Source organism: Streptomyces mirabilis (assembly GCF_039503195.1).
Taxonomy (GTDB): domain Bacteria; phylum Actinomycetota; class Actinomycetes; order Streptomycetales; family Streptomycetaceae; genus Streptomyces; species Streptomyces mirabilis_D.
The window spans coordinates 5,654,354-5,674,920 of the sequence record NZ_JBCJKP010000001.1; the positions used below are offsets into that span (position 1 = coordinate 5,654,354).

Genomic DNA, 20,567 nt, shown 5'->3' on the forward strand with positions numbered 1-20,567 from the left:
GGCCCGGAGTCCGAGGGCCCGGAGTCCCAGCGCGGCGGCCATCCCGCCGAGCACCGTCAGGGGCAGCTCGGCATAGAGCACGCTCCAGTCGGGGCCCTGCTCGAACCGCTGGAACCGGTCGCGGCTGTTGACGGCTCAGGCCGCGAGCCTCGCCCCCGCGCCGACGACAGCGATCGGACATCCGCCCGCGGCCTGCATCCTTTGCGCCATGACCCTCATGGACGTGGTGCGGGGACCCGGGGTTCCGGGTCCCCGCACCAGGCACGCGCGCCCGCCCTCAGGTGCTCATGTCCCGGCGCCGCAACGCCGCCAGCCCCGTGGCGGTCAGGGCCAGCGCGATCGCCGTCAGGATCAGTACCGGTGTCCATGTCATCTCCCCGCCCGGCAGCTTGGGGAGGTGACCGAAGGGGGAGAGGTCCAGGGCGGCCTGGGGGACGTTCAGGGCGGGGCCGATCCAGCCCAGCAGGAGGGCGACCCCGGCCGCGCCCCAGGCGCCGGGGGCCAGCCGGGGCGAGACCCCGTAGAGAAGGACCGCAAGCCCGCCCAGCGTCCAGACCGCCGCGACCTGGACGAGGCAGGCGCCGAGCACGGGCCCGAGCTCATGGCCGTACCCGATTCCGAGGCCGAGCCCGCCCAGCGCCATGATGAGCGCCGCGCCGCCGAAGGCGACGACCAGATGGCCGCCGGCCCACCGCAGCCGCCCCACCGCGTTCGCCAGCACCGGTTCCGCCCGCTGCGAGGTCTCCTCACCGTGCAGCCGCAGCACCGAAGAGACGACGTACAGCGCGGCCACCATCCCGAGCATGCCGACCATCGCCGCGAGGAACGCGTCCGTGATCCCGGACTGCCCGCCCATCCGCTCGATGATCTGCCGGGTCTTGGCGTTGCTCCCGACGAGATCGGCGGCCCCCTTCGTGATTCCGCCGAAGGCGGCCCCCGCGGCGAGGAACCCGAGGCTCCACCCCAGCATGGCCCCCCGCTGCAGCCGCCAGGCCAGCGCCCCGGCCGACCCGAGCCGCCCCCGCGCGGGCCCCGGCCGGGTCGGCAGGAAGCTCATCCCGACGTCGCGCCGCCCGGCGAGTTCGTAGGCGACCGCGCCCTGGATCACCACGGCCGCGACGAACAGCGCCGACACCCACCACCGCTCGTGCGCGAAGGGGCGTTCGTTCTCCAGCCACCCCAGCGGCGACACCCAGGTCAGCACGGAGGAACCGTCGTTCGTCGACGAGTCGCCCGCCGCCCGCAGCACGAACGCCGCGCCGAGCAGCCCGCCCGTCAGCCCCTTGGCGAGCCGCGCGCTCTCGGTGAGCTGGGCGACGATCGCCGCCATGGTGGCGAAGACCATGCCGACACCCCCGACGCCGAGCCCGAGGGCCAGCGCCCCGGCACCGCCCTGCCCTGCCAGCCCGCCCGCGATGAGCAGCGCGAGCACGCCGTTGGCGACGAGGGCGGCCAGCAGCGCCGCCGTCAGCGGGGCCCGGCGCCCCACCATCGCCGACGAGAGGAGTTCCTGGCGCCCGCTCTCCTCCTCCTCGCGGGTGTGCCGTACGACGACGAGCAGGCTCATGATCCCGGCGAACAGACCGGCGTAGCCGCCGATGCGCCAGGCGGTGAGTCCGCCGAGCGAGTCGTCGAACACCGGCCCGTACGTGGCGCGCAGGGAGCTGTTGGTGAGCATCTGGCGGGCGAGGTCGGCGCGTTCGGCGGCGGTGCCGTAGACGGACTTCAGGGAGTTCGGCATGGACAGCACCAGCAGGCCGATCACGCCGACCCACAGCGGCATCATCAGCCTGTCGCGGCGCAGGAAGAACCTCAACAGCGTGCCGGTCCCGGCGAGTTGGCGGGAACTCCGGGCCCGTACCCCACCCCGTACGGCAGCGGTCGCGGTGGTCATCGCGCCATCGTCCCTTCGCCGTTCACCCGGACGTCGTCCTGGACGTCGTCCTGGTAGTGCCGCAGGAACAGTTCCTCCAGGGTCGGCGGCGTCGAGGTCAGCGACCGTACGCCCGAGTCGGTGAGCGAGCGCAGTACGGCGTCGAGCTGGTCGGTCTCGACCTGGAGCCTGACCCGGTGGCCCTGGATGTCCAGGTCGTGCACGCCGGGCAGGTGGGCCAGCCCGTTGGGCGGTCCCGCGAGTTCGGCGCTGACGCTGGTACGGGTCAGATGGCGCAGGTCGGCGAGGGTGCCGCTCTCGACGGTGCGGCCCTTGCGGATGATGCTGACGCGGTCGCACAGCTCCTCCACCTCGCTGAGGATGTGCGAGGAGAGCAGGACGGTCCGGCCGCGGTCGCGTTCCTCCTCGACGCACCGCTGGAAGACCTCCTCCATCAGCGGGTCGAGACCCGACGTGGGCTCGTCGAGGATCAGCAGGTCGACGTCCGAGGCGAAGGCGGCGACGAGGGCGACCTTCTGCCGGTTGCCCTTGGAGTAGGTGCGTCCCTTCTTGGTGGGGTCGAGTTCGAAGCGCTCGATCAGTTCCGCCCGGCGCGCCCGGTCGAGCCCCCCGCGCAGCCGTCCGTACAGGTCGATGACCTCGCCGCCGGAGAGGTTGCGCCACAGGGTGACGTCACCGGGAACGTAGGCGACCCGGCGGTGCAGCTCCACCGCGTCCGCCCAGGGATCCCGGCCGAGCACCTGCGCCGCGCCCGCGTCGCCGCGCAGCAGGCCCAGCAGGACCCGGATCGTGGTGGACTTCCCGGAGCCGTTCGGACCGAGGAAGCCGTGCACCTCGCCGGCCTCGACGTCCAGGTCGAGACCGTCCAGCGCGTGTGTCCCGCCGAACGACTTGTGCAGCCCAAAGACGGTGATCGCCTTCGTCGTGGCCTTCGTCATTCCCTTGGCCCTGCCCTTCGTCATGCTCCAGAACGTACGCTTCTTTCAGAAATTTGTGAAGTTAACGAATTGTATAAAACGCTCGGATACAATCGGGGGATGGCAGAGCCGGAGGCGGTGGGAGCGGTAGGAGCGGTGGGTCGGGACGCGGAGGCGGTCTCGCGGTTCGTCGAGCACTTCGCGGCGCAACTCGTGGAGGCCGGGATGCCCCGGATGCCGTCCCGGGTCTTCGGGGCGCTGCTTGCCTCGGACACCGGCGCTCTGACCTCGGTCGAACTGGGCGAGCAACTGCGGATCAGCCCCGCGGCGGTCTCCGGTGCGGTGCGCTATCTGGCGCAGGTGCACATGGTGTCGCGCGAGCGGGAACCCGGTTCGCGCCGGGAGCGGTACCGCGTGCACAGCGACCAGTGGTACGAGGCGCTCACCAATCGTGAGGCGATCATCAAGCGCTGGGAGGACGCGCTGCGCGAAGGCGTCGGCAGCCTGGGCGCGGACACCCCGGCGGGCGCTCGGCTCGCGGAGACCCTTGCCTTCTTCGAGTTCATGGAGGGCGAGCTGGAGTCGATGATGGACCGCTGGCGTGTCCACCGGGAGCAGCACTTCGGCGAGGGCTGAGAGCCCTCGCCGAAGGAATGGGGTGGAGCGGCGCTCCGACCGCGCCCGTAGCGGCTACCGCTCCTTGGCCCCTACCGTTCCATGGTTCCTACCGCTCCTTGGTCTCCTCCAGGACCGTCCGCCCGAGCAGGGCGTACCGCTGCGGTGCGCGGCGCTTGAGGTACGTCGCGTACGCCACGCCGCCCGCCGCGATCAGGGCGACGATCCAGGGGGTCGCCTTCAGCACGAGGGAGCCGGACTCCGTGCCGGCCGCGGCGCCCATGTTGGACACCAGCAGGACGACCACGCCGAACATCGCGAGACCGCCGATGAGCGGGGCGGTGAAGGTCTTGAACCAGTGCCTGCTCTCGGGGTGGTTCTTGCGGAAGTACGCCAGCACCGCGAAGGAGCAGACCGCCTGCACCACCAGGATGGCCATCGTGCCGAGGATGGCGAGCAGGACGTACGTGCCGGTGTACGGGTCCTTGCCGGCCAGCCAGAACGCGGCGATGAGGACGGCGCTGACGACCGTCTGGACGAGGCCCGCGATGTGCGGGGAGCCGTGCTGGGGGTGGGTGCGGCCGATCGTGCGCTGGAGCGAGGGGAGGACGCCCTCGCGGCCCAGCGCGTACATGTATCGGGCGGCGCAGTTGTGGAAGGCCATGCCGCAGGCCAGTGAGCCGGTGATCATCAGCCACTGCATGACGTCGACGGCCCAGTGGCCGACGTAGTGCTCGGTGGGGTTGAAGAACAGGGCGAGCGGGTTCGAGGAGGAGGCGGCCGTGACGGCCTCGCTCTCGCCGTTGCCGATGATGGCCATCCAGGAGACGAAGACGTAGAAGACGCCGACGCCCAGGACGGAGATCATCGTCGCCTTGGGGATGATCTTCTTCGGGTCGCGGGACTCCTCGCCGTACATCGCCGTGGACTCGAAGCCGACCCACGACCAGAACGCGAAGAAGAGGCCGAGGCCCGCCGAGGTCCCCTTGAAGGCGTTGACCGGATTGACCGGGCCGAAGGTGAAGCCGTGCGGACCGCCGCCGTGCAGGGCGACGGAGACGGCCATGGCGGCCAGGATCGTCACCTCGGTGGCCAGCAGTACGACGAGCAGCTTCTCGGCGACGGACACTCCGAACCACGTGCCCGTCGCGTTGACGGCGAGCATCAGGACCGCGAACGCCCACCAGGGCACGTCAAGTCCCGTCTGGTCCTTGAGGGTTCCGGTGGCGAAGGTCGAGAAGATGCCGATCAGGGCCGGCTCGAAGACGACGTACGCGAAGGTCGCGAGGAGTCCCGAGGCGAGTCCCGCGGTGCGGCCGAGGCCGTAGGAGATGAAGCCGTAGAAGGCGCCGGTGGAGGTGATGTGCTTCGCCATCGAGGTGAAGCCGACCGCAAAGATGGCCAGGACGACCATTGCGACTAGGTAGCTCGCCGGGGCGCCGATGCCGTTGCCGGCGGAGACCATGAAGGGCACGTTGCCCGTCATGGCGGTGATCGGGGCGGCGGTGGCGACGGCCATGAAGACGACGCCCAGCAGTCCGATCGCGTTCGGCTTGAGCCGGTGAACTGCGCCTCCGGGGGCCTCCGGGGTGCCCGCCGCCTCAGGGGCCACGCCCTCTTGCACTGCCATCGAGTGGCCCCTTCCCATGGTCGCTCGCCGTCCGCACCCTGGGTGCGGCGGAGTGGATTACGAACCGGAATGCTGCACGAGAAATGAGTCCTGTCACGGGTCGGGACGTTAAATGTGCGTCAACCAGACCTTTAGGAGTCCGGGTGGAGCGAACGTCCTTGTTAACTCTGCGCCGGATCGTGGACCGCGCCCGACGCCCCTCCGTACGGTCCCTGGCATGAGCACCTACTCCGCCACCCTCGGCGGCCGGACGCACTCCTTCGCCGGTCTCGCGGGGCTGCTCGCCGCCGCGAGCCCCGAGCGTTCCGGCGACCGCCTCGCCGGGCTCGCCGCCGACTCCGCGCAGGCGCGGGTCGCCGCGCGGTGGGCGCTGGCCGAGGTCCCGCTCGCGCGGTTCCTCGCCGAGCCGGTGATCCCGTACGAGACCGACGACGTGACCCGCCTCATCATGGACAGCCACGACACGGCGGCCTTCGCCCCCGTCTCGGGCCTCACGGTGGGGGAGTTGCGCGAATGGCTGCTGTCGGACGCGGCGAACGCGGCGACACTCGCCGCACTCGCCCCCGGACTGACCCCCGAGATGGTCGCCGCGGTGTCGAAACTGATGGGCAACGCGGACCTGGTGGCGGTCGCCCGCAAGGTCCAGGTCGTCACCGCCTTCCGCTCCACGATCGGCCTCCCGGGCCGCCTGGCCACCCGCCTCCAGCCCAACCACCCCACCGACGACCCCGCGGGCGTGGCGGCGGCCCTGCTGGACGGACTGCTCCTCGGCTCCGGCGACGCGGTGATCGGCATCAACCCGGCCACGGACAGTCCCCGGGCGGTACGGGACCTGCTGGACCTCCTGGACGGAGTGATCGACCGCTACTCCATCCCCACCCAGTCCTGCGTCCTGTGCCACGTGACCACCAGCATCGACCTGATGGAACGCGGCGCCCCGGTGGACCTGGTCTTCCAGTCCATCGCCGGTACGCAGGCCGCGAACGCCTCGTTCGGGGTCACGCTGGGGCTCCTGGACGAGGCGTACGAGGCGGCGCGCTCGCTGGCCCGGGGCACGGTCGGCTTCAACGCCCTGTACTTCGAGACGGGGCAGGGCAGCGCGCTCTCCGCCGACGCGCACCACGGGGTGGACCAGCAGACGGTGGAGGCGCGGGCGTACGCGGTCGCCCGCCGCTACGACCCGCTGCTCGTGAACACGGTGGTCGGCTTCATCGGCCCGGAGTACCTCTACGACGGTCGCCAGATCCTCCGCGCGGCCCTGGAGGACCACTTCTGCGGCAAACTGCTCGGCCTGCCCATGGGCCTCGACATCTGCTACACCAACCACGCCGACGCCGATGACGACGACATCGCCACGATGCTCACCATGCTCGGTGTCGCCGGCGCCTCCTTCGTGATCTGCACCCCCGGAGGCGACGACATCATGCTCAACTACCAGTCCGCCTCGTACCACGACGCGTTGTACCTGCGCGAGGTGCTCGGACTGCGCCCGGCACCGGAGTTCGAGGCGTGGCTGGGGCGGATCGGTCTGCTGGACGAAGGTGGCGAGATAAGGGACGTGGCGGGTTCGGGCCATCCACTGACGGCGATCGGGCGGGGGCTGGCGGCATGACGGAACGTCAAGCAATCGCACCCGAGTCGGACGCCGCCCTCTGGAACTCCCTGCGCCGGCACACCCAGGCCCGGATCGGGCTCGGGCGGGCCGGCTCGGCGTTGCCCACGCGGCACCGGCTCGAACTGCAGGCCGCGCACGCCGCCGCGCGGGACGCGGTGCACTCGCCGTTCGACCCGGACGTGGTGGCGTCCGCGCTGGCGGGTGCGGCGACGATACGGGTGCGCAGCGCCGCCCCCGACCGGCTCACCTATCTCCAGCGCCCCGACCTCGGACGCAGGCTCCACGACGTGGATCGGGCGCACCTGCCCCGCGACGGCTGGGACGTGGTGTTCGTCGTCGCCGACGGGCTGTCCAGCCGGGCGGTGCACGAGCACGCGGCGGCCGTCGTACGCGCGACGACACAGCGGCTGCCCTCCGACTGGCGTGTCGCTCCCGTCGTACTCGCCGAGCAGGCGCGGGTGGCTCTCGGCGACGACATCGCGCACGCGTTGGGGGCCGGGATGGCCGTCGTCCTCATCGGGGAGCGGCCCGGGATGTCCGCCGCGGACTCGCTCGGCGCGTATCTCACGTACGACCCGCGCCCGGGTCGCACCACCGACGCCGACCGCAACTGCCTCTCCAACATCCGTCCACCCCTCGGCCTGTCCCACACCGACGCGGCGACGAAGCTGGCGACACTGATGCGCAGAGCGCGCGACCTCGGCCGCACCGGCGTATCCCTGAAGGACGAGTCCACCCCCGCGTTGCCTTAGCGAAGATGCGGGGCGAAGCCCCGCTTCAGGGGCGCGGGGAACTGCGCGACCAGCCCCCACCGCCCCGCAGCGACCAACTCACCCCGGGGTCGAAGGGGCGGAGCCCCTGGGGGATGGGACGGGTAGGGGCGGCGGGGGCGAGAAAAACCCCTGGGGGCTCAACTCGGCAGCGTGAGCCCCCACCCCCCTTCCCGAACCGTCCACGTCCGCGTCCGCACAGGCCCGGACACCACAGAATCCGCCCGATACCGAAAGTCCGCCCCGGACACCGTCACCCGCCGCCCCACCACCCGCAACGGCGAAGCCTCCGCCCCCACGGAAACCGGCCGAACCTCCACCTCCGCACCCCCGGCAACGCCGGGCGTCACGGACACCGCCTCGACCGGCTGATCCAGATCGACCAGGGTGACCCCGTCGACCTCGACCCGCAGCCGCGAAGGCCCGGGCCCCGGCACGGACGCCACACGCGCGGGCCGCGCCGCGAGCGTACGGACCAGTGACTGACAGGTCCGCAGCCACGCATGCCCCCCAAGCCCGGAAGCACCACCCCCGAAACTCCCGAAACCCGCGGAGCCACCGGAGCCCCCGGAGCCCCCAGAACCTTCAGCATCCCCGAAACCGCCGACACCGCCGAGACCCCCCATCTCGACCTCCTCGGCACCCCTCATCCCCCCACCCGCTCCCACCGGAGGAATCCGCAACGCCCCCAACACCACCCCGTCACTCTCGTCGACCAGCAGATCGAGCCTCCGCTCGACCCCGTCGAGCACGGCCCGGGCCGCCGCGACGGCCCCGACGGGCACCCCGAGCGCCCGCGCCAGTGACAGCACACCCCCCACCGGCACCAACGACACCCCACATCCGGCCAGCTCCCGCTGTCGGTGCAAAAGGGACACGACACGCAAGAGGGCACGGTCGTCGCCCACCACGACCGGCCGCCGGGAACCTCTCCGGGCCAGCGCCCGGGCAAATTCCTCGGGCCCTTCCGGAAGGCATACTTTCGTCGTCGCACCCGCGCTGAGCACGTCTTTTGCGATCCGTACAGACTCGCCGTCCGTCCAACGGGCGACCGGGTCGATGACCACAAGGAGCTGGTCGGAAGCCGCCACCTCGGTCATGCCTCGCTTCCTCGGGTAGCATCTTTGTGCAAGAGCCCCTTGCGCTATTGCGCCAGGGGCTTCGTCTATTCCGGGGCATCCGGTCCGACGGTCGCGGCCAAAGGAGGTCGCCGGCGTACGCAGCCGTATCGAAAACCAGCCGCGTACGTCCTCGACCTTGGACATGCCCCGCCCGGAAGGGGTGTACGCCTGTGCCCGCACTTGTGCTGCTCGGTGCTCAGTGGGGTGACGAAGGCAAGGGAAAGGCCACCGACCTGCTCGGTGGATCCGTGGACTATGTGGTGCGCTACCAGGGCGGCAACAACGCCGGCCACACGGTAGTCGTGGGCGATCAGAAGTACGCCCTCCACCTCCTCCCTTCCGGAATCCTCACGCCGGAGTGCACTCCGGTGATCGGAAACGGAGTCGTCGTCGACCCGTCGGTCCTGTTCTCCGAGCTGAACGGACTGAACGAGCGCGGTGTCGACACCTCCAAGCTTCTGATCAGCGGAAACGCTCACATCATCACGCCGTACAACGTCACTGTCGACAAGGTGACGGAACGCTTCCTCGGGAAGCGGAAGATCGGCACGACCGGGCGTGGCATCGGGCCCACCTACGCGGACAAGATCAACCGCGTCGGCATCCGTATCCAGGACCTCTATGACGAGTCGATCCTCACCCAGAAGGTCGAGGCGGCCCTCGAGGTCAAGAACCAGCTGCTGACCAAGCTCTACAACCGCCGTGCCATCGAGGCCGGGCAGGTCGTCGAGGAGCTGCTGGGCTACGCGGACCGGCTCAAGCCGTACGTCGCGGACACGGTCCTGATCCTGAACCAGGCGCTGGAGCAGGACAAGGTCGTGCTCTTCGAGGGCGGCCAGGGCACGCTCCTCGACATCGACCACGGCACGTACCCCTTCGTGACGTCGTCGAACCCGACGGCCGGCGGTGCCTGCACCGGTTCGGGCGTCGGCCCGACGAAGATCAGCCGGGTCATCGGCATCCTCAAGGCGTACACGACCCGTGTCGGCTCGGGCCCGTTCCCGACCGAGCTTCTCGACGAGGACGGCGAGGCGTTGCGCCGCATCGGTGGCGAGCGCGGTGTCACCACCGGCCGTGACCGCCGCTGCGGCTGGTTCGACGCGGTCATCGCCCGCTACGCGACCCGTGTGAACGGTCTGACCGACTTCTTCCTCACCAAGCTGGACGTCCTGACCGGCTGGGAGGAGATCCCGGTCTGCGTGGCGTACGAGATCGACGGCAAGCGCGTCGAGGAACTCCCGTACTCCCAGACCGACTTCCACCACGCGAAGCCGATCTACGAGAACCTCCCGGGCTGGTCCGAGGACATCACCAAGGCGAAGTCCTTCTCCGACCTGCCGAAGAACGCCCAGGCGTACGTCAAGGCGCTGGAAGACATGTCCGGCGCCCAGATCTCCGCGATCGGCGTCGGCCCGGGCCGCGACGAGACGATCGAGATCAACTCGTTCATCTGATCCGTTCGGATCGTTCGGACCGTTCGGATGCGGTGAGAGGCCGTCGTCCCCAACCGGGGACGGCGGCCTTCGCGTTCGCCAGGGAATGTGCGACCGACACGTGTCTCATCACCCTGGTTCACGGGGCGCCGTCTTGGCACGGAGTGACCGTCGGGCAGGGCGAGCTGACCGTTAATTGACCTGGACATGGTCTGTTCCTGGTTCCCGACCGACCGGGACCCGACGACGATCTACGCGTGTAGTGCACTCAGCGCGCGCAGCGCACGTAGCGCAGCCGGCGCATCCGCAGTGCCCGAAGTCCCCGCACGACTCGCGCAGTTGCTCCCGTCAGCCAAGTTCCAGCCAGTCCCAGGAGACACGTATGCCCGTCAATCCCATGAACCGCCGGGAGTTCGTGAAGAAGTCGGCCGTCACCGGGGCGGCCGTCACGGTCGCGGGGGCTGTCGCCGCGACCCCGGCCCAGGCCCAGACCGTGGACCACAAGCCCGAAAAGGCGCCCCGTACCTGGTCGTTCTCCATCCTGGGCACCACCGACCTGCACAGCCACGTCTTCGACTGGGACTACTACACGGACGCGGCCTACAAGGACAGCAAGGGCAACTCCGTGGGCGTCGCCCGCGTCGCCACCCTCATCAAGCAGCAGCGCGCCGCCAAGGGCGAGGACCACGTCCTGCTCGTCGACGCCGGCGACATCATCCAGGGCACCTCGCTGGCGTACTACTACGCCCGTGTGGACCCCATCGTCGCCGCCAAGGGCAAGCGCGCCCCCGTGCACCCCATGGCCGTCGCCATGAACCACATGCGCTACGACGCCGCCGCCCTCGGCAACCACGAGTTCAACTACGGCATCGAGACCCTGCGCACGTTCGAGAAGCAGTGTCACTTCCCGCTGCTCGGCGCCAACGCGCTGGACGCCAAGACGCTGCGTCCGGCCTTCCAGCCGTACACCGTGAAGCGCATCTGTGTCCCCGGCGCCCCGGACATCAAGGTCGGCATCCTCGGCCTCACCAACCCGGGCATCGCCCTGTGGGACAAGGACAACGTCTCCGGGAAGATGGCGTTCACCGGACTCGTCGAGCAGGCGAAGAAGTACGTCCCGCGGATGCGCGCCCTCGGCTGCGACGTCGTGTTCCTCACCGACCACTCGGGCCTGGACGGCAGTTCGTCGTACGGCAGTGAGCTGCCGTACGTCGAGAACGCCTCGAACCTCGTCGCCCAGCAGGTCCCCGGCATCGACGCGATCCTCGTCGGTCACACGCACGTCGAGGTCTCGTCGTACACGGTGAAGAACGAGGAGACCGGCAAGGACGTCGTCCTCTCCGAGCCGTACTGCTGGGGCATGCGCCTGACCGTCTTCGACTTCGAGCTCGAACTCCACCACGGCCAGTGGAAGGTGACGAGCACCAAGGCGCAGACCCTCAACAGCAACACCGTCGAGGAGGACCCGGAGATCACCAGGCTCCTCAAGGCCGACCACGACCTCGTCGTGAAGTACGTCGACACTCCGGTCGGCACCTGCACCGTGGACCTCTCCGCGGCCGAGGCCTGCTGGAAGGACGTCCCGGTGATGGACTTCATCCACCAGGTCCAGATGGCGACGGTGGCCTCCGGCCTGTCCACCGCCGACGCCGCCCTCCCCCTGATCTCCGTCGCCGCGCCCTTCAGCCGCACCGCCGACATCCCGGCGGGCAACGTCACCATCCGCGACGTGGCCGGGCTCTACATCTACGACAACACCCTGTACGGCAAGAAGCTCACGGGCGCCCAGCTCAAGGACTACCTGGAGTACGCGGCGAAGTACTACCACCAGTTCGCGTCCGGCACGAAGGTGGACACGGCCACCCTCACCAACGCCAACAACTTCTGGGACTACATGTACGACACCGCCGCCGGTGTCGAGTACGACATCGACATCGCGCAGGCCGAGGGCTCCCGCATCAAGAACCTCACCTACAAGGGCGTGGCGATCGCCGACGACCAGGTCCTCGTCGTCGCCGTCAACAACTACCGCGCCAACGGCGGCAGCGGCTACCCGCACATCGCGGCCGCCGACATCGCGTACAGCTCCACCAACGAGATCCGCCAGCTGATGATCGACTACGTCACGGCCAAGGGCACCCTCGACCCGGCCGACTTCGCGGTCACCAACTGGAAGCTGACGCAGGACGGGACGCCGGTGTTCACAGCCAGCTGACGGACAGTCAAAAGGTGCTGGCGCCAACCAAGTCTGGTCCTACAAGTTCTCCGACGGCAACGGCAGAACCCGGGGGGCGGTCCGCGACCGTCACGCCCCGGTCCGCTACGCGTACGAGGCCGTGAGAGCCCCCACGGCCTGGTAACCGGTACCCGGCGGTCCCCGCTCGCCGCTCGTCGATCGGCGACCGACACAGCAAGGCGGCCCAGGTCCCACCGACTCCGGTGGGACCTGGGCCTTCCTGCGGGCAGCGTGCGCCTCAGCTGAAGATGATCATCGACCCTTGGGCGAGGCTGCGGGTCGCCGCCGCGTGCAGGCCGAGCCACACATGCCGCTCGCGCGCGAACGGACTCGCGTCGTACGGGGCGGGCGCGGCCGGTTCCTCCAGCTCCGTGGGAGCCATGGGCGGCTGCGGGGCGGCCGGCGGGTTCGCCGGGTCGATACCGATCGACGGGGCCACGAACTCCAGCTCGCGCAGCAGCGTCTGGGAGGAGCCCAGGGGCCCGCCCCCGGCGAGGAGTTCGTCATTGGCTAGCGGGTGCGGAAAGTCGACCGGGACGTACGCGCCCGCGTGGTCGTAGTGCCACACGAGGTGCGACTGCTGGGCGTTCGTCTCGAACATCTCCAGCAACTGCTCGTAGTCGCCGCCCAGTTCGTCCACCGGGGTCACCGCGAGGCCGCACATCTGGAGCAGATACGCCCGGCGCAGGAAGTGCAGCGCGTCGTAGTCGAAACCGGCGACCGGGGCCACGTCGCCGGAAAGCCCCGGCATGTACGCGTACACCGGGACCGGCGGAAGTCCGGCCTCGCCCAGCGCTTTGTCGTAGAGCGCGAGCTCCTCGGCGAAGGGATTGTCGGGGGTGTGGCACAACACGTCGACGAGCGGGACCAGCCACAGGTCACAGGCCAACAGACGGCTCCTCTAGCTCCTTGGGAAGCACGGTGGTCAGGGAAGCGTAATGGGTGGGACCCGTCCTCAGTCCCCCTCGTGCGGATCCCATACCCACACCCCGAGCGCCCACCTGTCGCACCGGCGCACACACCTCCCGCCACGACCTCACGTCGCGCTCATCCGGTGGTCAGGCGCTCGATGAGGGCGAGGGAGTGCTCGTTGTACGCGGCCACGATCGCGTGCGCCGCGCCCGGGTCGCGGCGGGCCAGCGCGTCCACGAGCTCCGTGTGGCCCGCCCACAGGTGGCCCTTCAGATCCTCCACCCGGCGCAGGTGCTGCACCGTGCACACCCAGGACTGGACGCGCAGGCGGTGCAGGAAGTCGGCGAGGTAGGCGTTGCCGAACAGGGCGCTCAGCTCGCGCCAGAAGCGCAGGTCGTAGCCGATGAGGATGTTCAGGTCGCCGGCCGTCGCGGCGCGCTGGGCCTCCTCGCCGCGGCGGCGGACCCCGGCGAGGGCGGCGAGGGTGCGCGGATCGTCGGCCTGCGCCATGCCTCCGGCGAGGAGACTCCGGAACATCCCGTCGGTGACGAGACTCCGGGCCTCGATCATGCCGCGGTAGTCGTCCGGCGAGTACTCGTGCACGCGGAAGCCGCGGTGCTGGTCCGCCTCCAGGAGGCCTTGGGCCGACAGATCGACGAGGGCCTCGCGGACGGGGGTGGCGGAGACGCCGTACTGCTCGGCGATCTCCTTCACGGTGAACGCCTGCCCGGGCCGGAGCCGGCCTGCCAGCACCTCGTCGCGGAGCGCGTCCGCGATCTGCTGCCGCAGGGTGCTACGGGTTACGGCGCCGTTGCCGCCGGTGCCGGGCATGGCCTCTCGCTCCCTCATCGCGTACGGGTGCACGTGCGTGCGCTTCTCTCCAAGCACGACACCTTACGCGGACACGAGCCCCTCAGGGCCAGGAGAACGCGGGCCCCAGCCCCGCCCCGAGGAACGCGGCACATGCGGGGCGCAGCCCCGCCCCTGAGGGGCGCGGGGAACTGCGCGCCCGGCCCCCAGCCACCCGCAGCCGACCCATCCACCCCGGGGTCGAAGGGGTAGAGCCCCTGGAGGAGGGGACGGGTAGGGGCGGCGGGGGCGAGATCCCCCGCGCGCCGTCCCCCGCAGGTCACACGGTGTATTCGTCCGCCACCGACAACGCCTCGTCCAACACCGCGAGCCCCTCCTTCGCCTCCCCCTCGGAGACGTTGCACGGCGGCGCCACATGAGTCCGGTTCATGTTGATGAACGGCCACAGCCCCCGCGCCTTCGCCGCCGCCCCGAACGCGACCATCGGCCCATTGGCCTCACCGGCGGCGTTGTACGGCACCAACGGCTCCCGGGTCTCCCGGTCCTTGACCAGCTCCAGCGCCCAGAACACCCCCGTGCCGCGCACCTCACCCACACTGGGATGCCGCGCCGCCAGCTCCCGCAGCCCGGGGCCGAGTACCGTCTCCCCGATCCGCGCGGCCTGCTCGACGATGCCCTCCTCCTCCATCACGTTGATGGTGGCGACGGCGGCGGCACAGGCCAGCGGATGCCCGGAGTACGTGAGCCCCCCGGGGTAGGGCCTCCGGGCGAAGGTCTCCGCGATCGCCGAGGAGATCGCGACACCGCCGAGCGGAACGTAGCCCGAGTTCACGCCCTTCGCGAAGGTCATGAGGTCCGGCGTCACGTCGTAGTGGTCCGCCGCGAACCACTTCCCGGTACGCCCGAACCCCGCCATGACCTCGTCCAGGATGAAGACGATCCCGTACTGGTCGCAGAGCGCCCGCACCCCCGCGAGATAGCCCGGCGGCGGCGTCATGATCCCCGCGGTCCCCGGAATCGTCTCGAGGATGACGGCCGCGACGGTCCCCGGCCCCTCGAAGGCGATCGTGTCCTCCAGGTGCTGAAGCGCCCGCTCGCACTCCTGCCGCTCGCTGTCGGAGTGGAAGGGGGAGCGGTAGAGGAACGGCGCCCAGAAGTGGACGACGCCCGCCGCGCCGCTGTCGTTCGGCCAGCGCCGCGGGTCACCGGTGAGGTTGATCGCGGTGGAGGTGGCCCCGTGGTACGAGCGGTACGCGGAGAGCACCTTCGGACGGCCGGTGTGCAGCCGGGCCATGCGCGTGGCGTTCTCGACGGCCTCGGCGCCACCGTTGGTGAAGAAGATCTTGTCCAGGTCGCCCGGGGTCCGCTCGGCGATCAGCCGGGCCGCCTCCGAACGGGCCTCCACGGCGAAGGCGGGCGCGAACGTGGACAGGGTCGCGGCCTGTTCCTGGATCGCGGCGACGACCTTCGGGTGCTGGTAGCCGATGTTGGTGAAGACGAGCCCGCTGGTGAAGTCCAGATACCGCTTGCCTTCGTAGTCCCAGAAGTACGACCCCTCCGCGCCGGCGACGGCGAGCGGGTCGATGAGCTCCTGAGCGGACCAGGAGTGGAACACGTGCGCGCGGTCCGCGGCCTTCACGGCGGCGCCGACCTGGGGGTTGGGCTGAGGGGTCATGCGCCGAAGCGTAAATGTCCCCGGAGGGGGCGCGACATCGGCGTCCTGTCTGTGACCGGGGGCTTTCCACGACAGTCTGTCGGGCTTGGCCGCCGACAACCGCCCATTGTCAGCATGCTGTCGAAATGACAGCATGCTGACAAAGCACCTCACGGCCACCCCCGCACAGGCGCCCTCATGACCCACGCGAGGAGAGAGCGATGAGCGCAACGAGCGCGATGAACGACCACGGCAGTGCCGTCCACCTTGCCGTCTACGACACCTACGCCGACTGGGAGACCGGTCACACCACCGCGTATCTCGCCCGCGCCGGCCGCGAGATCCGGACCGTCGGCCCCACCCGGGAACCGGTGACGACGATCGGCGGTCTCCGGATCCAGCCCGATCTCGCGCTCGACGAACTCCGCCCCGAGGACAGTTCCCTGCTGATCCTCACCGGCGCCGACCTCTGGGACACCTCCGACGACCTCGCCCCCTTCGCCCGCAAGGCCCGTGCCTTCCTCGACGCGGGCGTGCCGGTCGCCGCGATCTGCGGGGCGACGGCAGGGCTCGCCCGCGAGGGGCTCCTCGACGACCGGGACCACACCAGTGCCGTGTCCTTCTACCTCGCCGCCACCGGCTACCGGGGCGCCGGGCGGTACGCCGTCACCGACGCCGTCACCGACGGCAACCTCGTCACCGCCGGACCGACCGAGCCCGTCGCCTTCGCCCGGGAGGTCCTCCGCCTCCTCGGTGTGTACGAGGGGGAGGTCCTGGACGCCTGGTACCGCCTGTTCCACGACTCCGACGCGTCCGCGTACGCCGTACTGGAGAAGGCCTCAGGGGCCGCCGAGGAGGCCGCCCGATGAGCAGGGAACGGCAGAACCTCCTCAGCCGCGCCGCCCTCGGCGTCTTCCGGCTCAACGGCCAGTTCCTCTCCGTGGCGGACGAACTGGCCCGCCCCGCGGGGCTGACCGCCGCCTGGTGGCAGGTGCTGGGCGCGGTGCTCCCCGAGCCGCTCCCCGTCGCCGGGATCGCCCGTGTCATGGGCATCACCCGGCAGAGCGTGCAGCGCGTCGCCGATCTGCTGGTCGGCAAGGGCCTCGCCGAGTACCTGCCCAACCCCGCCCACCGCCGCGCCAAACTGCTCTCCCCGACCGCCGCCGGCCGCACCGCCGTCGCCGCGATCGGCCCCGGCCACGCGACCCTCGCCGACCGGCTGGCGCGGGCGCTCGGGGAGGACGGCTTCGCCGAGACCGTACGGATCCTGGAGCGACTGTCGGCGGTTCTCGACGAGATCGACGGGGCCGCGACGGACGTCACGGAAACGCCAGGTGCTGTTACTGAACCGTAGACACCGCCCCACCCACCTCCCGGTGGGGCCGCACTATCCTCGGCCTCGGGCGGTTGCACAGGCACGGGGGAGGGCGGCACGACGATGGAGAAGCTGGGGGCGGGGGAACCGCAGCAGATCGGGGCGTACCGACTGCTCGCACGGCTCGGTGCCGGTGGCATGGGACGCGTCTATCTGGCCCGCTCCGACCGGGGCCGTACCGTCGCGGTGAAGCTGGTGCGCGAGGAACTCGCCGCGCAGGAGGAGTTCCGGGCCCGCTTCCGCCAGGAGGTGCTGGCCGCGCGCCGGGTCGGCGGCCTCTGGACCGCCCCCGTCCTCGACGCGGACACCGAGGCCGCCGTCCCGTGGGTCGCGACCGGGTATGTCGCCGGACCCTCCCTCCAGACGGTCGTGGGCCACGACCACGGAGCGCTACCGGAACGTTCCGTCCGCATCCTCGCGGCCGGACTCGCCCACGCCCTCAAGGACATCCACGCCGCCGGACTCATCCACCGCGACCTCAAGCCCTCCAACGTCCTCGTGACCATCGACGGCCCGCGCGTCATCGACTTCGGAATCGCGCGCGCCCTGGAGACCGTCACCGACGGCGGCCTCACCCGCACCGGCGCCCTCGTCGGCTCGCCCGGATTCATGGCGCCCGAGCAGGTCCGCGGCGACCGCGTCACGCCCGCGTGCGACGTCTTCTGCCTGGGCTCGGTCCTCTCGTACGCCGCCACCGGCGCCCTGCCCTTCGGGGCGGCGAACAGCGGGGTGCACGCGATGATGTTCCGCATCGCGCAGGAGGATCCCGACCTGGACGGCGTACCGGAGGGCCTCGCCGACCTCGTACGGCACTGTCTGCGCAAGGACCCCGCCGCCCGCCCCGGCCTCGACGAGATCCTGGAGCGCATCGGCGCGGAGGACACCGTCGTGGAAGGACGCTCCCGCGACCCGTGGCTGCCCAGCGCGCTGGTGGCCCAACTCGGGCGGCACGCCGTGCGGTTGCTCGACACGGAGAACCCGGCCGAGCGCCCCGCACCGGCTCCGGCGCCGCCCCCGGGTCAGGCCACCGCCCCCGCTCAGGAACCGGCCCCGGGATCCGCCCCGGCGGCCCTGGACCTGTCCAAGTCCTCGGCCGCACCCACCCCTACCTCCGCTCCCGCCCCCGAGGTCGCCCCGGAGCACGCCGCCACCCCGCCCCCGCCGGGAGGACCGGCCTCGACGGACCACCTCCCGACGCTGATCGCGGGCGCCGACCAGACGTCCCCGCCGGCCGCACCGCCCGCCGCGCACCCCGCGTACGGCCATCCCCAGCAGCACCCCAGCCCCACGGGCCCGCCCGCGTACGGCTATCCGCAGGGCGGCTGGGGCGCGCCCGGCTCGTACGGCCCCACGCCACCGTACGGACCGGGCCTGCCCGCCACGCCGTACGGCCCCGGGGGCGTCCCCGCGCCCGAGCCGCCGCGCAGAAGCGGCCGCTCCACCGCCGCCCTGATCGTCGTGGCGCTGGTCGTCGCGCTCGGCGCGGGCGGTTCCGTCTACGCGCTGATGCAGGGCGGCACGGCCAAGGGCACCGACGACGCCAAGGCGTCCTCGGCCGCGTCCAAGAGCCCGACCTCCCCCGACTCGTCCCCGTCCTCACCCTCCACTCCCTCCTCCCCTTCCGACTCGCCCTCGCCCCAGGCGTCCCAGGACGGCGGCGCGATCCCGGAGGGGTTCCTCGGCACCTGGGACGCCTCCATCGACAACGCGACGGGCCACAACACCCGCCGACTGACCATCCAGCAGGGCGCCGTGGGCGACACGGTCCTCTCGCTCGTCGCGGACGGTCCGTCCGGCAGCAGCACCTACCACTGCGTCTTCCGCGCCGAACTGACCGCCGCCCCCGGCGCCGGCGGCCCCTTGGCGATCGGGCCGTCCGAAGTCACCGGCGGCGCACCGATCTCCTCCTGCTCCCCGGGCGCCGCCTCCGAGATCACCCTGCTGTCCGACGGCCGACTGCGCCGGGTGAACACGGGCTCGGGTGAGTCGTTGACCTACACGAAGAGTGGATGACGAAGCGTCAGTTCGGTTGAAGGGCCGCTGAACTTCACCCGGCGCACGCCGGGTGTTCCCGCCTCGAGCCGTACGGTGACCGCACCTTGGGCTCGGGCAAGGACGACGCGACGGAGCCCGTGGTGCGGTGCGAACTCGACTCCACCGAGCAGGTGGTGAGCACCGTGGCCGGGTGGCCCGGGGCGATCGGCTACAGCGAACTGAACCTCGCCACCGGGTACAAGGGCCTGCACCAGCTCCTCGACGGACACACCGCGTCCGTGGAGGACCTGGAACACGGCACGTCCTCCTACCCGTACCGGGAGATCGAGTACGCCTGCACCTACGGCCGGCCGCCGACTCCCTCGCCTCCAGCTTCCTCACCCACATCAGCCGCGGCAACGGCCAGGACGTCATCCGCATCCACGGCCACCTACCGTGCGGTACCCGGGTGGGCCTGAAAATCTGCGGCACCAACTGATCCTTCGCCCCGCATCCCCCGCCCGCCCGGTTCGTTCGACTGCGGGCCCGGTGGGGCCGGCCGCGCAGTTCCCCGCGCCCCTGAAGGGGCGCGGGCGCGCATCTTTCAGCCCGTCCGGCGCTTGAGGACGCGCCCTTCGGGCGATGCGGGGTCCGGGGCGCGACGATGCGGGGGGCAGGGGGCGGGGCAGCCCCCGGCGGGTTCGAAGGGGCGGAGCCCCTGGGAGGACGGGACGGGTAGGGGCGGCGGGGGCGAGGGAGTGCTAGCGCGGCTCCGGGGGTCGCTGGCGAGGCATGTTCGGACGGGTGCCCGGAGGTAACGGCAGCCGCCCAGCCGACGCACCCTCCGCCCGAGGAACCCCGGCCAGCGACGACTGGATCCCCAACGGCGCGGGCCCGGTCCGGAACTCCACCATCCAGTCCGTCGTCTCCACCCGCACCAACTCCGTCATGTCCTCCGAAAACCGACGCAACACCCCCAGACACCGATCCGCCGCCTCGCTGGCGGTCCCCTCCGTCGGCCCCAAAACCTCCCGCACACTCTCCGACGCCCAGTCGAACTGCAACACCTGCAACCGGCGCTGTACGGCCTGCGCGGTCGCCACGTCCCTTATCCACCCGGAGGTCACCCCGAAGAACCGGTCCCCGGCCACGCACGCGACCCCGAGCAGCAGCGCGAGATACCCCCAGGGGGCGACCCCGCCGACCGCTCCGGTGAGATCCAGCAGGGGAAGCGCGGCCCCGGCCACCGCCCCCGCCGCCGCCCCACCCCGCAGTACCCGCGCCCCCCGCCGCTTCCACACCCGGTCCGTGAGATACCAGGACGCCGTGTCGAGCGCCCCCCGCTCCACCCACCGGTACAGCTCATGGAGCCGCTCGGCCGGCTCCCCCAGTCCCCGAGCGGGAACGCCCGGCCGGTCAGATCACCCGGCCGGGTCCCCGCGGCCCCGTCGTCCCGCCCGTCCTGGGGCGGCCCCTCGGGCTGCATCTCCGGCTGGCTCACCCGGCACTCCCTACTGGCGAAGGACGACGAAGGACGAAGCTGGTGATGTTGGATGTGCTGGTGACGTTGTGTCTGGTGACGTTGTGTGATGTCAAGTGACACGTGGTGCC

At 71.0% G+C, this 20,567-nt stretch carries 15 protein-coding genes and 2 pseudogenes; 9 read left to right on the top strand and 8 right to left on the bottom strand.

Going from position 1 to position 20,567, the window contains the following annotated elements; all coding sequences use genetic code 11:
• Positions 1-277: 277 nt before the first annotated feature.
• Together AAFF41_RS26195 and AAFF41_RS26200 are read right to left on the bottom strand one after the other, a co-directional pair.
• Positions 278-1,894 carry an ABC transporter permease gene (locus AAFF41_RS26195; protein ID WP_319750245.1) on the bottom strand — a complete coding sequence of 539 codons (1,617 nt, stop codon included), beginning with the start codon at positions 1,892-1,894 and terminating at the stop codon, positions 278-280.
• Positions 1,891-2,856 (bottom strand): ABC transporter ATP-binding protein, encoded by a 966-nt coding sequence (locus AAFF41_RS26200; RefSeq protein ID WP_319750246.1) that lies wholly within the window; start codon positions 2,854-2,856, stop codon positions 1,891-1,893. The genes AAFF41_RS26195 and AAFF41_RS26200 overlap by 4 nt, the downstream gene beginning before the upstream one ends.
• 75 nt (positions 2,857-2,931) lie before the next feature.
• Between AAFF41_RS26200 and AAFF41_RS26205 the strand changes: the two genes are divergently transcribed.
• Entirely contained in the window at positions 2,932-3,447 is a 516-nt protein-coding gene (locus AAFF41_RS26205) for a GbsR/MarR family transcriptional regulator (protein ID WP_319750247.1), read from the top strand.
• An 88-nt stretch (positions 3,448-3,535) separates the two neighbouring features.
• Here the strand turns inward: AAFF41_RS26205 and AAFF41_RS26210 are convergent, their stop codons facing one another.
• Positions 3,536-5,056 carry an APC family permease gene (locus AAFF41_RS26210; protein ID WP_319750248.1) on the bottom strand — a complete coding sequence of 507 codons (1,521 nt, stop codon included), beginning with the start codon at positions 5,054-5,056 and terminating at the stop codon, positions 3,536-3,538.
• A 217-nt stretch (positions 5,057-5,273) separates the two neighbouring features.
• Between AAFF41_RS26210 and AAFF41_RS26215 the strand changes: the two genes are divergently transcribed.
• Both AAFF41_RS26215 and eutC read left to right on the top strand, forming a co-directional pair.
• A complete protein-coding gene (locus AAFF41_RS26215) occupies positions 5,274-6,668 on the top strand; it encodes an ethanolamine ammonia-lyase subunit EutB (RefSeq protein WP_343324710.1) in 1,395 nt (464 codons plus the stop codon).
• Positions 6,665-7,423, top strand: coding sequence for an ethanolamine ammonia-lyase subunit EutC (gene eutC / locus AAFF41_RS26220; RefSeq protein WP_319750250.1), 759 nt, complete (start codon positions 6,665-6,667; stop codon positions 7,421-7,423). The genes AAFF41_RS26215 and eutC overlap by 4 nt, the downstream gene beginning before the upstream one ends.
• 158 nt (positions 7,424-7,581) lie before the next feature.
• Here eutC and AAFF41_RS26225 read toward each other — a convergent pair whose 3' ends face one another.
• A complete protein-coding gene (locus AAFF41_RS26225; RefSeq protein ID WP_319750251.1) occupies positions 7,582-8,541 on the bottom strand; it encodes a diacylglycerol kinase in 960 nt (319 codons plus the stop codon).
• Positions 8,542-8,732: 191 nt separating this feature from the next.
• Here AAFF41_RS26225 and AAFF41_RS26230 point away from each other — a divergent pair, with 191 nt between their 5' ends.
• The gene (locus AAFF41_RS26230) at positions 8,733-10,016 is read left to right on the top strand and encodes an adenylosuccinate synthase (protein WP_054231366.1); all 1,284 of its coding nucleotides are present in this window, start codon (positions 8,733-8,735) and stop codon (positions 10,014-10,016) included.
• A 361-nt stretch (positions 10,017-10,377) separates the two neighbouring features.
• Positions 10,378-12,210, top strand: a complete 1,833-nt coding sequence (locus AAFF41_RS26235) for a bifunctional metallophosphatase/5'-nucleotidase (RefSeq protein ID WP_343324711.1) — start codon at positions 10,378-10,380, stop codon at positions 12,208-12,210.
• Positions 12,211-12,469: 259 nt separating this feature from the next.
• Here AAFF41_RS26235 and AAFF41_RS26240 read toward each other — a convergent pair whose 3' ends face one another.
• From AAFF41_RS26240 to AAFF41_RS26250, 3 genes are all read right to left on the bottom strand, one after another.
• Positions 12,470-13,120 carry a hypothetical protein gene (locus AAFF41_RS26240; RefSeq protein ID WP_054231368.1) on the bottom strand — a complete coding sequence of 217 codons (651 nt, stop codon included), beginning with the start codon at positions 13,118-13,120 and terminating at the stop codon, positions 12,470-12,472.
• A gap of 158 nt (positions 13,121-13,278) precedes the next feature.
• Positions 13,279-13,974 (bottom strand): GntR family transcriptional regulator, encoded by a 696-nt coding sequence (locus AAFF41_RS26245; RefSeq protein ID WP_343326355.1) that lies wholly within the window; start codon positions 13,972-13,974, stop codon positions 13,279-13,281.
• Between the two features lie 298 nt (positions 13,975-14,272).
• Entirely contained in the window at positions 14,273-15,628 is a 1,356-nt protein-coding gene (locus AAFF41_RS26250) for an aspartate aminotransferase family protein (RefSeq protein WP_343324712.1), read from the bottom strand.
• Positions 15,629-15,828: 200 nt separating this feature from the next.
• On the opposite strand from AAFF41_RS26250, the gene AAFF41_RS26255 reads away from it, so the two are divergent.
• The 4 genes and pseudogenes from AAFF41_RS26255 to AAFF41_RS26270 form a co-directional block, all read left to right on the top strand.
• On the top strand, positions 15,829-16,476 hold the full coding sequence (locus tag AAFF41_RS26255) for a type 1 glutamine amidotransferase family protein (RefSeq protein ID WP_319750254.1): 648 nt from the start codon (positions 15,829-15,831) through the stop codon (positions 16,474-16,476).
• Positions 16,473-16,961, top strand: a complete 489-nt coding sequence (locus AAFF41_RS26260; protein ID WP_319750255.1) for a MarR family winged helix-turn-helix transcriptional regulator — start codon at positions 16,473-16,475, stop codon at positions 16,959-16,961. The genes AAFF41_RS26255 and AAFF41_RS26260 overlap by 4 nt, the downstream gene beginning before the upstream one ends.
• 84 nt (positions 16,962-17,045) lie before the next feature.
• On the top strand, positions 17,046-18,995 hold the full coding sequence (locus AAFF41_RS26265) for a serine/threonine-protein kinase (protein ID WP_343324713.1): 1,950 nt from the start codon (positions 17,046-17,048) through the stop codon (positions 18,993-18,995).
• Between the two features lie 98 nt (positions 18,996-19,093).
• Positions 19,094-19,455: pseudogene (locus AAFF41_RS26270) on the top strand (type 2 periplasmic-binding domain-containing protein); the annotation flags it as partial.
• A 262-nt stretch (positions 19,456-19,717) separates the two neighbouring features.
• Here the strand turns inward: AAFF41_RS26270 and AAFF41_RS26275 are convergent.
• Positions 19,718-20,457, bottom strand: a pseudogene (locus AAFF41_RS26275) (SLATT domain-containing protein).
• Between the last annotated feature and the right edge of the window lie 110 nt (positions 20,458-20,567).

Excerpts from the sequence above, each read along its gene's own strand:
- AAFF41_RS26215 (WP_343324710.1), top strand. The coding sequence starts at position 5,274 with ATGAGCACCTACTCCGCCACCCTCGGCGGCCGGACGCACTCCTTCGCC.
- AAFF41_RS26195 (WP_319750245.1), bottom strand. The coding sequence starts at position 1,894 with ATGACCACCGCGACCGCTGCCGTACGGGGTGGGGTACGGGCCCGGAGT.
- AAFF41_RS26210 (WP_319750248.1), bottom strand. The coding sequence starts at position 5,056 with ATGGCAGTGCAAGAGGGCGTGGCCCCTGAGGCGGCGGGCACCCCGGAG.
- AAFF41_RS26260 (WP_319750255.1), top strand. The coding sequence starts at position 16,473 with ATGAGCAGGGAACGGCAGAACCTCCTCAGCCGCGCCGCCCTCGGCGTC.
- AAFF41_RS26245 (WP_343326355.1), bottom strand. The coding sequence starts at position 13,974 with ATGCCCGGCACCGGCGGCAACGGCGCCGTAACCCGTAGCACCCTGCGG.
- AAFF41_RS26250 (WP_343324712.1), bottom strand. The coding sequence starts at position 15,628 with ATGACCCCTCAGCCCAACCCCCAGGTCGGCGCCGCCGTGAAGGCCGCG.
- AAFF41_RS26255 (WP_319750254.1), top strand. The coding sequence starts at position 15,829 with ATGAGCGCAACGAGCGCGATGAACGACCACGGCAGTGCCGTCCACCTT.
- eutC (WP_319750250.1), top strand. The coding sequence starts at position 6,665 with ATGACGGAACGTCAAGCAATCGCACCCGAGTCGGACGCCGCCCTCTGG.
- AAFF41_RS26235 (WP_343324711.1), top strand. The coding sequence starts at position 10,378 with ATGCCCGTCAATCCCATGAACCGCCGGGAGTTCGTGAAGAAGTCGGCC.
- AAFF41_RS26265 (WP_343324713.1), top strand. The coding sequence starts at position 17,046 with ATGGAGAAGCTGGGGGCGGGGGAACCGCAGCAGATCGGGGCGTACCGA.
- AAFF41_RS26225 (WP_319750251.1), bottom strand. The coding sequence starts at position 8,541 with ATGACCGAGGTGGCGGCTTCCGACCAGCTCCTTGTGGTCATCGACCCG.
- AAFF41_RS26205 (WP_319750247.1), top strand. The coding sequence starts at position 2,932 with ATGGCAGAGCCGGAGGCGGTGGGAGCGGTAGGAGCGGTGGGTCGGGAC.
- AAFF41_RS26200 (WP_319750246.1), bottom strand. The coding sequence starts at position 2,856 with ATGACGAAGGGCAGGGCCAAGGGAATGACGAAGGCCACGACGAAGGCG.